Annotated in this window: 10 protein-coding genes; all 10 read right to left on the bottom strand. The window is 61.7% G+C overall.

The genetic code is table 11. The features are described from left to right. Positions 1 to 29: 29 nt before the first annotated feature. Entirely contained in the window at positions 30 to 809 is a 780-nt protein-coding gene (locus BMZ57_RS09080) for a transporter substrate-binding domain-containing protein (RefSeq protein ID WP_021492416.1), read from the bottom strand. A gap of 240 nt (positions 810 to 1049) precedes the next feature. After that, positions 1050 to 2684 carry an ATP-dependent DNA ligase gene (locus BMZ57_RS09085; protein ID WP_010212409.1) on the bottom strand — a complete coding sequence of 545 codons (1635 nt, stop codon included), beginning with the start codon at positions 2682 to 2684 and terminating at the stop codon, positions 1050 to 1052. Next, positions 2681 to 3685, bottom strand: a complete 1005-nt coding sequence (locus BMZ57_RS09090; protein ID WP_069672339.1) for a ligase-associated DNA damage response exonuclease — start codon at positions 3683 to 3685, stop codon at positions 2681 to 2683. The genes BMZ57_RS09085 and BMZ57_RS09090 overlap by 4 nt, the downstream gene beginning before the upstream one ends. Positions 3686 to 3807: 122 nt before the next feature. After that, positions 3808 to 6249, bottom strand: coding sequence for a penicillin acylase family protein (locus tag BMZ57_RS09095; RefSeq protein ID WP_069672338.1), 2442 nt, complete (start codon positions 6247 to 6249; stop codon positions 3808 to 3810). A gap of 103 nt (positions 6250 to 6352) precedes the next feature. Next, positions 6353 to 6997, bottom strand: coding sequence for a glutathione binding-like protein (locus tag BMZ57_RS09100; RefSeq protein ID WP_010212403.1), 645 nt, complete (start codon positions 6995 to 6997; stop codon positions 6353 to 6355). Between the two features lie 105 nt (positions 6998 to 7102). Beyond that, positions 7103 to 7888 carry an ABC transporter ATP-binding protein gene (locus BMZ57_RS09105; RefSeq protein WP_010212401.1) on the bottom strand — a complete coding sequence of 262 codons (786 nt, stop codon included), beginning with the start codon at positions 7886 to 7888 and terminating at the stop codon, positions 7103 to 7105. Beyond that, the gene (locus tag BMZ57_RS09110) at positions 7885 to 8943 is read right to left on the bottom strand and encodes a FecCD family ABC transporter permease (protein WP_010212400.1); all 1059 of its coding nucleotides are present in this window, start codon (positions 8941 to 8943) and stop codon (positions 7885 to 7887) included. The genes BMZ57_RS09105 and BMZ57_RS09110 overlap by 4 nt, the downstream gene beginning before the upstream one ends. 94 nt (positions 8944 to 9037) lie before the next feature. Then, positions 9038 to 10153 (bottom strand): ABC transporter substrate-binding protein, encoded by a 1116-nt coding sequence (locus BMZ57_RS09115; RefSeq protein WP_069672337.1) that lies wholly within the window; start codon positions 10151 to 10153, stop codon positions 9038 to 9040. 28 nt (positions 10154 to 10181) lie between these two features. Next, positions 10182 to 10862, bottom strand: a complete 681-nt coding sequence (locus BMZ57_RS09120; protein ID WP_045791245.1) for a Fe2+-dependent dioxygenase — start codon at positions 10860 to 10862, stop codon at positions 10182 to 10184. Positions 10863 to 10865: 3 nt separating this feature from the next. After that, complete coding sequence (locus BMZ57_RS09125) at positions 10866 to 13247, bottom strand: TonB-dependent receptor (protein WP_069672336.1); 2382 nt, start codon at positions 13245 to 13247, stop codon at positions 10866 to 10868. Positions 13248 to 13287: the final 40 nt, after the last annotated feature.

Raw genomic sequence — 13287 nt, forward strand, 5'->3', positions numbered from 1 at the left:
GCCCCTCCAGGGGAGGGGCGCTCCAGGCATTACTTGCCGCTGTACAGGTTCAGATCGCCAAAGTGTTTCTTCTGAATGGTGGCGTAGGTGCCATCATCGTGTAACGCTTTGATACCTTTATCCAAAAGCGCCTTCAGTTCAGTGTTACCTTTTTTGATACCGATCGCGGTTTTCGACGGCAGCAGCGGGTCGTCAATCGCCGCGCTGACTTCATAACCGGCACCGGCCGGCGACTTCAGGAAGCCCAGCTCGGCTTGCAGCATGTCCTGCACAGAAGCGTCGAGACGGCCGGAGGTCAGGTCGGCATACACCTGGTCCTGGTTGGCGTAGGCCTTGGTGGTCACGCCGGCTTTATCCAGTACGGCCTTGGCATAGGCTTCCTGGATGGTGCCTTGCTCGTAGCCCACAGACTTGCCCTTGAGGGACTCAGGCGTCGAGTAGCCTGCGCCTTTCTTGAACACCAACGAAGTAGGGCCGGAGAACAGTTCGCTGGAGAAGTCGATGGCCTTCTCGCGCACTGGGGTCACGGTCATGGACGAAATCACGCCATCGAATTTGTTGGCTTTCAGGCCTGGAATCATGCCGTCGAAGTCACTTTCTACCCACTTGCACTTCACTTTCAGCTCGGCGCAGATCGCATTGCCCAGGTCGATATCGAAGCCTACCAGGCTGCCGTCGGCGGCCTTGGACTCGAACGGTGCGTAGGACGGATCGACACCAAAACGCAATTCCTTGTATTCCTTGGCCAGCGCGGAACCGGCGGCCATGCACAGGGCCAGTGCAGAAAGGGTCAGCAATGCTTTTTTCATTATGTAATCCCTGGAAACCAAGATAAGCGCTTGTGGCGCGTTTAGGACTGTTACTGAACGGTGTCAGACGGATCACAAGTAGCAATTTCTGCACCATAGTTCCGAATGAGCGTTTTAAAAGGTGAGACAAGGAAGAAGTGAGTGTAGGAGATGCCCGAAAATGGGCGCACAAAAAACACTGCACCAAGTTGGGTCTGGCACACCTCAAGAATGTGGGAGCTGGTATTTGTTGCCAAACAATCAGGTCAGAAGGTTTTGCAGGGTGGCAAGGTTGTCAGCCTCTTCCACGGATTTGTCCTGCCGCCAGCGCAACATCCGCGGAAACCGCACCGCAATCCCACTTTTGTGTCGCTTGGACAGGGCAATGCCCTCGAACCCCAGTTCAAACACCATGCTCGGCGTCACGCTGCTGACCGGGCCGAATTTTTCCACCGTGGTCTTGCGCACAATGGCGTCAACCTTGCGCATTTCTTCGTCGGTCAGGCCGGAGTAGGCCTTGGCAAACGGCACCAGGGTGCGTTCGCTGCCGGGCGGTCCGTCCCACACGGCGAAGGTGTAGTCGCTGTAGAGGCTGGCGCGCCGACCATGACCGCGCTGGGCATAGATCAACACCGCGTCGACGCTGAACGGGTCGACCTTCCACTTCCACCACACGCCCATGTCCTTGGTGCGGCCGACGCCGTAGAGGCCATCCCGCGCCTTGAGCATCATGCCTTCCACGCCGAGGCTGCGGGAGGCTTCGCGTTGTTTGGCCAGCGCTTCCCAGGTCGCGCCGGTCAACAGCGCAGACGCCACTAGTACGGGCTGATTGCACTGGGCAATCACCCGCTCAAGCTGCGTGCGACGCTCAGCCTGGGTGTGGTTGCGCCAATCGTCGCCCTGGTGTTCCAGCAGGTCGTAGGCCAGTACCGCAACCGGAGCATCTTCCAGCACTTTTTTGCTCAGGGTCTTGCGGCCAATTCGCTGTTGCAGCAGCGCGAAGGGTTGCACCGTGTCTTTCCATACCACGATTTCACCGTCGATCACCGTGCCATCGGGCAAGCCGCTCACCAAGCTGTGCAGTTCTGGGAAACGCTCGGTTACCAATTCTTCGCCACGGGACCAGATCCACAGGCGGCCCTCGCGTTTCACCAGCTGCGCGCGGATGCCATCCCACTTCCATTCCACTTGCCAATCGGCGGGGGAGCCCAGCAAATCGTGGAATTGCTCCACCGGTTGTGACAAACCATGGGCGAGAAAAAACGGATAAGGCTGTCCGCCCCGTTGTGCATGTTCGTCGGGCGATTCGGCGGCGATCAACTTGAGGTAGCCTTGGGCCGTAGGACGGTTGGATAAGTCGGTGTAGCCCACCAACCGTTGCGCCACGCGCTTACTGTCCAGATCGGCCATCGCGGCGAGTGCGCGGGTGACCAGCAGTTTGGACACGCCAACGCGAAAGCTGCCGGTGATCAACTTGATGCACACCATCAGGCTGGGCTGATCCAGTTGTGACCATAACGCCGGTAGACGTTCGGCCAATTCCAATGGCGGCAGACCACGCAGGGGCAGGAGTTTTTCCTCCAGCCACACTGCCAAGCCGTCCTCCGAGGTGTAGGTAGATTCCGGCAGCAGCAGGGAAATGGTCTCCGCCAGGTCGCCCACCGACTGGTAGCTTTCTTCGAACAACCACGGCTCGATGCCGGACGCTTCGGTGGCCATATCGCGCAACAGGCGCGTCGGCACCAGTTGCCGAGGTCGCCCGCCGGACAGGAAATACACCGCCCAGGCGGCATCCTCCGGTGCGGCATCCTGGAAGTAGGCTTGCAGCGCGGCAAGCTTGGCGTTGCTGGAGGTCGTGGCGTCTAGGTTGGCGTACAACTCGGCAAAGGCCTTCATGCGCTGGCCTCTTCTTCGTCATCACCGTATTCAGTCGTGAAGCCCTGGGCATCCAGGCCTTTTTCCCGCAGATGGCGCACCAGAACGCCGACAGACCCGTGAGTGACCATCACCCGCTCGGCGCCGGTTTGCTCGATGGCCCACAGCAGGCCAGGCCAGTCGGCGTGGTCCGATAGCACAAACCCCCGGTCCACGCCGCGCCTGCGTCGGGTGCCGCGCAGGCGCATCCAGCCGCTGGCGAAAGCGTCGCTGTAGTCGCCGAAGCGCTTGATCCAACTTCTCCCGCCGGCGGAAGGCGGCGCGATGATCAAGGCCTGGCGCAGCAGCGGGTCGGTTTTCTTGAAGTCACCGGCGTATAGGGTTTCAGGGATATAGATGCCGGCCTCGCGGTACACCCGATTCAATGGTTCGACCGCGCCATGGCTGAGGATCGGGCCGATGCTGGCGTCGATGCCATGCAGGATGCGCTGAGCCTTGCCGAAGGAGTAACAGAACAACACGCTGGCTTTGCCGGCTGCGATATTCGCCTGCCACCAGGCGTTGATCCCGGCAAAAATCTGCGCCTGGGGCTGCCAGCGATAGATCGGCAGGCCAAAGGTGGATTCGGTGATAAAGGTGTGGCAGCGCACCGGCTCGAAGGGCGCGCAGGTGCCGTCGGGTTCGACCTTGTAGTCGCCGGACGCGACCCAGACTTCACCCCTGTATTCCAGGCGCACCTGGGCCGAACCCAATACATGCCCGGCGGGGTGAAAACTCAGGGTGACGCCGTGGTGGAGCAATTGTTCGCCGTAGGCCAGGGTCTGCAGGTTGATGTCCTGTCCCAGCCGCGAACGCAGGATGCCTTCGCCAGGGGCGGCGGCCAGGTAGTGCTGGTTCCCGGTGCGGGCATGGTCGCCATGGGCGTGGGTGATGACCGAGCGTTCCACCGGGCGCCAGGGGTCAATGTAGAAATCTCCGGCGGGGCAGTAGAGGCCTTCGGGGCGGGCGATGACAAGGTCCATGGGCGTGCCGGGGGCGATGGGCTTATCAGGTAGGAGGCGGTTGGCAGAGGAGAAGTTCGATTAACTATTTGCAGTGATCGGGCTTGCTCACCACAGCAAGCCACTCCCACATGTTGATCCGGTTATTTACCGGGCGTCAGGGTCAACCTGGCTTTCCCATATACCTTCTCGAAGTTCTGCGGCTGCATCGGGAAGCTCAGGTATTGGGCCTTGAGCGACGGGTCGATGCCATTGGCATAGTTAGGGCTGGCCGGGTTGCCGGACTGGCCGATGCCAGCCTGGCCCATCATCGGTTCCACTTGGCCGAAGTCGACGATCATGCGCAGGGCCGACACTTGGGTGGTGGTGAAGTCCTGGCCCCAGCTGTAAGGCGCAGGGTTCAGGGTGTTGTGGTCGCCACCGGAGGCCAGCGGGCCGCGGATCGCCTGGCCGTTGGTGTTTTTCCAGGTGGTGGTGTGCAGTTTGCCCCACTGCCAGGCCTTGTGATCGGCGCCCAACTGGCTATCCCCCGCGCTGATCGCGGCGGCCAGGCTGCGGGCGAGGATCGCCGGTTTGTCTTCTTTTTGCGGGGTACGCACGTCATCCCAGAACGGGCTGTCTTCGCGGCCCAGCAAGTGGTCGGCCTGGGCGGCGTAGGACAGGCTGGCATTGCTGACAAACGCCTTCCAGCTGGCGCTGTTTTCCGGGCCGAGTTCGTCAAGGAAGATCTGCTTGGCGCTTTCTTGCAGGAACAGTTCATAAATCGCCGCGTCGGCGGAGGTGGACGCCAGGCGACCGTCAAAGGCCATCAGACGCCCCAGCGCTTCCCGTGCCTTGGTCTGTTCGGGCGCCGGCAGTGCGTCGATCGCCTGTTTCAGCGGCTGGGCCATGCCTGGCGCCTGGAACATTGTCTTGAGCTTGGCGGCGAAGGTGGTGGTCTGGTCGTACTGCATGGCGATCATGCTGCGGCTGTCATGCTTGCCGGCATTGGCCAGTTGCGCCAGGCGCTCACTGCGCTCCGGTGCATCCCAGGAGTTGGACAACTGCATACCATAACCGCGCGGTGCGGTGCGTTGGTTGGCGGTGCCGATCCAGCCTTGGGCCGGGTCCTGGTCATAGGGGTGCAACATCGCGTCGGCGTAGCCATCCCAGTCAAACCGCGTGTCCCAGCCGGGCGACGGCAGCAGGCCTTCGCCTTCGCGACGGTTGGGGAAGCGCCCGGTGACTTGCCAACCAATGTTGCTGGCGTCGGCGAAGATCATGTTCAGGGCAATGGCGCGAATCTCGCGCGTCGCGTCCGAGGCCTTGCCGGCGTTTTGTGCACGGGACAGGTCGAAGAACGCGTCCAGGCTCTTGTCATCCTTGAGTTCGGCGGTTTGCAGCGCCAGACCCAAACCGGTGGTCAGCGCCTGGCTGCTGTTGAGCAGGGCGCCGTGGCGGGTTTCGTACACCACTTCACGAATCGAGCGTTGGCCTTTGACGAAGAAGGTTTCGTTACGCACACCAGCGGGTAGCCATTTTCCGTTGTTCTCGTAATACAACGCGCTGCCCTGGCGTTTGACCTTTTCCAGGAACAGGTCCTGGGTGTCGCCCTTGACCGTGCTCATGCTCCACGCGACTTTGCCGTTGAAGCCGGACAGCAGTGTCGGCAGGCCGGCAATCGAGGCGCCCACGGCCTGGTACTTCGGCGCGCGGATCTGCACGTAGCTCCACGGAGACGGTGCTTGCGGCTGGGCGGCGAGGTCGCCTGCCAACAGGCTTTTACCGCTGCGGCTGCGTTGCGGGCCAATGGCCCAGTTGCTCGATGTGGTCACTGCCAGCGAGTTGAGGCTGCTCAGTTGCTGGCCGACCGCGTCCAGGCCGGCGAGGCCGGTAATCTGGCTGAAATTCACGCCCTTGAGTTTCTCGGCCTCGGCCAACGGGATCGCTTCATCCGGCGCACTTGGGGTGAGCCAGGCGAGTTTGTCGACGCCGACCTTCTGTGCCAGCACCAAGGATGCGATTTCCTCCTGCAGGTTGACCGATTCGCTGAAATTCAGCAGGCAGAACAGCAGCGCCGAATCTTCCGGCTTCCAGTACTCGGGCTTGTACCCGGTCTGGGCCAGGTCTGGCGGTAGCTTGTCGCGGTAGCGGAACAGGTAGGCATTGACGCCACGGGCATACACTTCGAAGAAGCGCTTGAGGCGCGGGCTCGATGCGTTATACAGCTCGCCCGCGCTTTTCTTCAGGTTGACCGCGCGCATGAATCGATCGACATCCAGCACCTCGGGCCCGGACATTTCCGCCAGGCGGCCCTGAGCCAACAGGCGCAGGGTGACCATCTGTGTGATGCGATCACTGGCGTGCACATAACCGAGGCTGAACAGTGCGTCATGGAACGTGTTGCTTTCGATCAGCGGCATGCCTTGAGCATTGCGGCGCACGGAAACATTCTGTGCCAGGCCTTTGAGCGGCTGCACGCCGGCGACCGGGGGCAGGGTGTCCTGGGTGCTCTGGAGCTGGCAACCGGCCAGGCTTAACGCACTGGCCACTGCCGCGGCAACGCCGAACCGGGGAAGAAAATGTGAGAGGGCTGGCGAGGCCATGGCAAAGCTCCTGCGGGGGGGTAGCGTCAGTAAAGGCGCTACGTTAGTGAGCGCGGCGAAACGACGCAAGCAGGAGCTATGCCTTATTTTCAGGAAATGCGTATCAAGACTTGGGCGGGTTCACTTTCTGCACCAGCTCATACGCGCGGACCGTCGCCGGCCGCTCCTTGATCCTGTTGAACCAGCGGTGCAGGTGTGGGAAATCTTCCAGGCGTTGGCTCTGCCACTTGTGGGAAACAATCCACGGGTAGATCGCCATGTCAGCAATGCTGTAGGCCTCACCCGCCACGAACGCGCGGTCTGCCAGACGCCGATCCAGCACACCGTAAAGGCGAGCGGTCTCGTCCACATAACGCTTGATCGCATACGGAATTTTTTCCGGTGCGAACTGGCTGAAGTGATGATTCTGACCGGCCATCGGCCCCAGGCCGCCCATTTGCCAGAACAACCACTGCAGTGTTTCCTGGCGACCGCGTAGGTCTTTTGGAATGAACTGGCCGGTTTTTTCCGCGAGGTACAGCAGGATCGCGCCGGATTCAAACAGTGAAATCGGCGCGCCACCGTCGGTCGGGTTCTGATCGACGATGGCCGGAATGCGGTTGTTGGGGGCGATCTTGAGGAAGTCAGGCTTGAACTGGTCGCCCTGGCCGATGTTGATCGGGTGCACCTTGTAGGGCAGGCCGGCTTCTTCCAGGAACAGCGATACTTTGTGACCGTTAGGGGTAGTCCAGTAATACAGGTCGATCATGAAGCTCTCCAAAAGTGGTGATGCTTGAGCGAATGCCTGTAGGTATAGGTAATGTTGGGTGTGCGAAGTTTCAATGAAACATTTGCGCATACCCATAGAAGCAAATTAAAAGGCGCCGTCCACCAACACCTGCACCGTCTGCTGCGAACAGCGCTCGATGCGTGCCCGCACGCGATACACCTCGGCAAACAGCAGTGGGTTGAGCACGTCGTCCGCTGCACCGCTGGCATACAAACGTCCCTGGCGCAGCACGGCAATATGGTCGGCGAAGCGCGCGGCGAGGTTGATGTCGTGCAGCACCACCACGGCAATCAGGTTGTGTTCGCGCACCAAATCGCGCACGCAATCCATGACTTTCAGTTGGTAATTGAGGTCGAGGGCGCTGGTGGGTTCGTCCAGCAGCATCACCTGAGGGCGACGGGCGATGAGTTGGGCGAGGCTAACCAGTTGGCGTTGGCCGCCGGATAGGGTGCTCAGCAACTGATCGGCCAAATGCGCGATGCCAATGCGCTGCAAGGCGTCGAAGGCTTCACGCAGGCAGGCGTCGCTGGGCAACGGGATGCCCTCGACATTCGCCACGCGCAGGGCGGCGATCACACTTTCCATCACGCTGAGGCTCAGTCCCGGTGGCAAGTTTTGCGGCATGTAGGTCACACGCCGCGCGCGCTCGGCGACGGACATGGCCGACAGGTCGAGGTCACCCAATCGCACAACGCCTTGCATCTTTTCCAGCCCGGCCACGGCACGTAGCAAGGTGGATTTACCCGCGCCGTTGGGGCCGATCAGAGCGGTGAGGCTGCCGTGGGGCAGGGTGGGCAGGCTCAGGTCGTGCACGATCTGGCGGCGCCCGTAACTTACCTGGGCATTGTGTACGCTCAACCCTTGGCTCATAACTGCCTCCCCCGTTTGAACACCAACACCACGAAAATCGGCACGCCCACCAACGCGGTGACGATGCCCACCGGCACGATCACGCCGGGCATGATCAGCTTGCTGGCAATCGACGACAGCGCCAGCAGCAACGCGCCGGTCAAGGCGCTGGCCGGTAGCAGGAAGCGTTGATCTTCGCCCACCAGAATCCGCGCGATATGCGGACCCACCAGGCCGATAAAACCGATGGTGCCTACAAAGGCCACGGCGGTGGCCGACAGCAGACTGATGCGCAGCAGTGAGAAAAACCGCAGGCGCTTCACGTCCACGCCAAAGCTTTGCGCACGGTCCTCGCCCATGCGCAACAGGGTCAGGCGCGGTGCGGCGGCAAAGGAAAACGGCAGCACTACCGCGACCACCAGCGCCAGGATGCCGAGCTTGTCCCAGTTGGCACGGGTCACACTGCCCAACGTCCAGAACACCAACTGTTGCAACACATCTTCGGTGGCCACCAGTTGCAGCAGCGCCACCACCGCGTTGCAACTAAACACCAGGGCGATGCCGAACAGCACCAGGCTTTCCACCCCGGCGCCGCGCAAACGCGACATGGCTTGCAGCAAAAATACCGACGCCGCCGCGAAGATAAATGCCGAGATGGAAATCGCCGTATTGGCCGAGACCCACAGTGTCGTCACCGGAAACACAATCACCAGGGACGCGCCCAAGGCCGCCGCCGACGACACGCCCAAGGTGAACGGGCTGGCCAGCGGGTTGTTCAGGATCGCCTGCATTTCGGCCCCGGCCAGCGACAGCGCGCAGCCCACCAGCACTGCCATGAGTGCATAGGGCAGGCGCACGTTCCAGATGATCACCTGGTCGGTGGCGCTGAGGTGGGACGGGTGCAGGATTCCGTCCAGCAAGGCCAGCAGGCCCATGCCCGAGGGGCCGCTGGCAAGGTCCACGAGGATGGCGCTCACCAGCGCCGTACCGAGCAGGCCAAGCAGCCAGGCGCGCCGCGCCAGCAGACGGCGATAGCCATGGGTGGCGCTGGCGAGGTCGAGGGTTTGAGTGGTCATTGAACTCACACAATCTTGAAAGCGAAGAGGATCCAAATGTGGGAGCTGGCAAGCCTGCTCCCACACTGACTGCATTCCAATAGGGCGATCAACGTTACTTGGGCTTGCTGTCGATCCAATAGGCACCCTGCAACGGCATCCCCAGGAATTGCGCGTTGATCTGGTCCATGGTCGCCTGCGGATCCAGCTGGGCGAACAGCTCCGGGTGCACCCATTTGGCCAACGATTCAATCGCCAGCAGGTTGTACGGCGAGTTGTAGAAGTCATGCCACAGGCCGTGGGCATTGCCCTCACGGATTGCACGAAGATTGGCGAATTCGGGACGCGCCAATACCCGGTCCAGCGCCTCGTGGGCTTCATCTGCGCCGACACCCGCGCCCAAGATCAAGCCGGGCTTGCGGTTGCCGGTGGCTATATACACATCCGGGTCGGCCTTGAGCGCGTACTCGACGCTGATATCGCCCAGCGCACCCGGCACCACGCCAGCGGCGATATTGCGCCCGCCAACCAGTGCGATCAGTTCGCCCATGCCACTCTTGCCGGTGGTATGCCCCGGCGCTTGCCAAATGCCGGCCAGCAGTTCGAGGAACACACTCGGGCGCGGCCCCGCCGGCAAGGTGGCGACCGCATCGGTGATCACCTTGATGTGCTGGTCATAGAAACCCAGGAACGCCTTGGCCTGGGCTTCACGCCCCAATGCCTGGCCCAGCGCGGTCATGCTGGTGTGAGTACCCTGCACCGGGTTGATGCGGAAGTCGACGAACACCACCGGAATGCCCGCCTGGGCCAGCACATCGGCGACCGGACTGTGTTCGGTGGGGCCGTGACCGGAAATGCTGAACACTGCCAGGTCAGGTTTCAGCGAGAGGATTTCCTCGGCGCTGACACTTTGTTCCGACGCTTGCCCGATCAGCGGGATGTCTTTCACTGCCGGAAATTTCGCCACGTAGGCGTTGTAGGTGTGTTGGTCGAGCAAGCGCAAATCGTTCTGCCAGCCGACGATGCGCTGGAAGGGCGCGTCCTTGTCCAGCAACGCAAACGCCGAAATCAGCCGGCCTTCACCCAGGACAACGCGCTTTACGGTGTCAGCCACTTCGACCTTGCGGCCCAGCACATCGGTGACTTCATGGGCGGCAGCGGTTTCAGCATGGCCCAGGACCAGCGCGGCAAACAGCACGCCGAGCGTGAGCACATTACGGGGTTTCAACATGGCAGGGACTCCAGGTGAAGGCGGCGCATCAGCCATCGCTCCAGCGCCGCAACAGGTTGTGGTAAGCGCCGCTCAGTTGCAGCAGCGCGTGGTGATCGGCGTCTTGGGCGGTGAGGGTCTGGATCGCCACGTCCATGTCCAATAGCAACTGGCGCTGGCTGTCTTCGCGCACCAGGCTTTCGATCCAGAAAAAACTGGCGATGCGCTCACCGCGCGTCACTGGGTTGATCTTGTGCAGGCTGCTGCCGGGGTAGATCAGCAAATGGCCGGCGGGCAGCTTCACAGCGTGTTCGCCGAAGGTGTCGCGGATCACCAATTCACCGCCGTCGTAGCTGGCCGGGTCGGCCAGGAACAGCGTGGCGGAGATGTCGGTGCGCACCCGCTCGCGCACGCCCTTGATGCCGCGAATGGCGTTGTCGATATGCCAGTCGAACCCTTCACCACCGCTGTAGCGGTTGAACAGCGGCGGGTAGATGCGCTTGGGCAAGGCGGCGGACATAAACAGCGCGTTGTCCGACAGCCGCGCCAGAATCTGCTCACCGATGCGATGGGCCACTGGCGAATCCTCCGACAACTGCCGGTTATTTTTCGCCATGGCCGAGCGCTGTCCGGCGGTCACCTTGCCGTCAACCCAGGGCTGATCGAGCAAGGTGGCCACGGTGGCGTCGACTTCGCTGACACTGAACAGCGCCGGGATTTCGATCAGCACGGTTCAGAACTCATAGTCGACGCTGGCGGTGAGGGTGCGCCCGGCACCTGGGATGCCGTAGAGCTGGAAGCCGTCGAGGGAGGCGCCGACCTGGCTGTAGTAGAACTTGTTGAACACGTTGTTGAGGTTGAGGTTGACCGTGGTGTCCTTGTTCACTTTGTATTGCGCGGCCAGGTTGCTCAGCCAGTAGCCGGGGGCTTTTTCGTGGTCGCGGGTGTAGATCGCGTACACGCCGGACGGGCCGTTGGCGTAACTGCTGTTGTTGTTCAAGCCGCCGACGTATTTGTTGTCGGTGTAACGGCGGCGGCCCACGTATTGCTCGCCGTAGCTGAGGCTCAGGGCATCGGTGACGGCGTAGGTGGTCCACAGATTGGCGGTCAGGTCGGGCACGTTCTTGGCTTCGGCGCCCTTGTTGATGCCTTTGGTCTGCGTGCTTTTGAGTGCCGAGAAACCACTGTAGGCGGTCCAGCGCGGGGTGATATTGCCTTGCAGGCCCAGTTCGATGCCGTCGACCCGTTTGGCGGGTAGGGCGCGTACCGGGGCGGATTCGCCGTCCTGGTATTCCCAGGCATTGTCCAGTTCGGTGCGGAAGATCGCTGCTGTGACGTTGAGCATATCGTGGGCAATGTCCCACTTGGTGCCCAATTCATAGGTCTTGGACTTGGCCGGGCTGTAGTTGCGGGTGCTCGCCGTGCCGTAGATCTGGTTATTGGTCGACGCACCCAACGCGGACGGCTGCGCCGCTTCGCTGTAGGACACATAGAGGCTGCCGTGGGGCAACGGCTTGAACACCGCGCCAACCCGACCGCTGACGGCACCGTCGGTGCTGCTGATGCTGGCTTGACCGCGTTGGCTGGTCTGGGCACGCCAGTTGTCGTAGCGCAGCGACCCGAGCACTTGCCACTGATCGTTGAGGGTGATGGTGTCGCCCAGGTAGATCCCGGCGTTGTCGATCACTGAGCGCGGGTCGCCTTCGCCTTTGGTCACGTAGGTGCTGGCGAAGCTGTGGTTGGGGGCGTTCATGTCGAACAACATGTCGCCGGCCGGCACTTTGGCGCTGCGTTTCAGGCCGCCGTAAGTCTCGTGATAGAACGCCAAGCCGCTGACCACGGCGTGTTGCAGGCTGCCGGTGGTGAGGTTGAAATTGAAGTCGGTCTGGTTGTCGAGGATGGTGTAGCGCTTGGACAAGCCGAAATCGCTGCCGCGCAGGATGCCGTAGGCGGTATTGCTGTTGTTCACGTAGTCGGAGTAGGCATTCACCGTGCTGCCCGGCACTTGGCTGATCGGTCCTACACCGGTGTAGCCCAAGGTCGCACAACGGGGGCCGGTGCAGGTCTTCTGGCCGTTGGCGTTGGCGGCGAAGAAGCGCGCCGGGGAGAGCACGGCAAAATTGTCGCTGCGTTCCCAACGCGTCTGGTTGCGCAGGTTGGCGTCATTCCAGTCGAAGTCATGCTCGAAGCGCGCCGTGAGCGAAGTGGTTTTGTTCTCTTGGGTGTAGAGGCTCGAGTCGCCGTACCCGTTGGAGCGCTTCACGCCGGGCATGCGATCGCCATTCGTCCCACGCTGGATCGGCACGCCGCCGTCCGGCGTATTGGTGTCTTTCTGGTAGAAGGTGTCGACGAAAAAGCGCGTGTCGGTGCCCAGGCCGAAGCCGAACGAGGTGGCAATGCCCCAGCGGTCGTAGTCCACGTCGTCACGTTCGGCCACTTGGTTGTAGTGCTTCATCAGGTTGATACGTAGGGCAGTGGTGTCGTTGATCTGTTTATTCAGGTCAGCGGTGAGGCGGCGGTAGGCATCGGTGCCGATACCGGCCGAGACGCGGTTGGCATCGCCCAGGTGCGCTTCTTTACTCACCAGGTTGACGCTGCCCCCCACGGCGGACACGCCGGATTCGATGGAGCCAGTGCCCTTGAACACTTCCGCCTGTTGCAGGTTGAAGGTGTCGGTGCGCGTGGACATGCCCGCATCGCGCACGCCATCGACGGTCAGGCTTTGTTCGGAAGAAAACCCGCGAATCGAAAACAGGTCGCCCCACCCCAGGTTGCCTTCGCCGGACATGAAGGTAATCCCCGGCACGTTGCGCAACACTTCCTGCAAGGTCTGCGCATTCTGCTCCTTGAGCACCTGCTGCGGCACGATGGTCACGCTTTGCGGGGCGTCCAGCAGCGGTTGGCTGATTTTTGCCGAGGTCACCCGGTCTACTTTGAACGTGGAAGTGGCTTCACCATCGACCTTGATTTCCGGCAGGCTCAGCACCGAATCGTTGGACTTGGCCGCTGGCGCGCCAGCCAAGGCGATCGGGACGACGCCGCCGGCAGCCAGTAGGCCGAACATCGGTGCCAGGGTGGTGTGCAGCGTTTGGCTGCGAGAGGTGGGCGATGACATGGGCAACTTCCGAGTCTAAATTACAATTACTCTCATTTAG

The organism is Pseudomonas simiae (assembly GCF_900111895.1).
Taxonomy (GTDB): domain Bacteria; phylum Pseudomonadota; class Gammaproteobacteria; order Pseudomonadales; family Pseudomonadaceae; genus Aquipseudomonas; species Aquipseudomonas simiae.

Excerpts from the sequence above, each read along its gene's own strand:
- BMZ57_RS09080 (WP_021492416.1), bottom strand. The coding sequence starts at position 809 with ATGAAAAAAGCATTGCTGACCCTTTCTGCACTGGCCCTGTGCATGGCC.
- BMZ57_RS09085 (WP_010212409.1), bottom strand. The coding sequence starts at position 2,684 with ATGAAGGCCTTTGCCGAGTTGTACGCCAACCTAGACGCCACGACCTCC.
- BMZ57_RS09090 (WP_069672339.1), bottom strand. The coding sequence starts at position 3,685 with ATGGACCTTGTCATCGCCCGCCCCGAAGGCCTCTACTGCCCCGCCGGA.
- BMZ57_RS09095 (WP_069672338.1), bottom strand. The coding sequence starts at position 6,249 with ATGGCCTCGCCAGCCCTCTCACATTTTCTTCCCCGGTTCGGCGTTGCC.
- BMZ57_RS09100 (WP_010212403.1), bottom strand. The coding sequence starts at position 6,997 with ATGATCGACCTGTATTACTGGACTACCCCTAACGGTCACAAAGTATCG.
- BMZ57_RS09105 (WP_010212401.1), bottom strand. The coding sequence starts at position 7,888 with ATGAGCCAAGGGTTGAGCGTACACAATGCCCAGGTAAGTTACGGGCGC.
- BMZ57_RS09110 (WP_010212400.1), bottom strand. The coding sequence starts at position 8,943 with ATGACCACTCAAACCCTCGACCTCGCCAGCGCCACCCATGGCTATCGC.
- BMZ57_RS09115 (WP_069672337.1), bottom strand. The coding sequence starts at position 10,153 with ATGTTGAAACCCCGTAATGTGCTCACGCTCGGCGTGCTGTTTGCCGCG.
- BMZ57_RS09125 (WP_069672336.1), bottom strand. The coding sequence starts at position 13,247 with ATGTCATCGCCCACCTCTCGCAGCCAAACGCTGCACACCACCCTGGCA.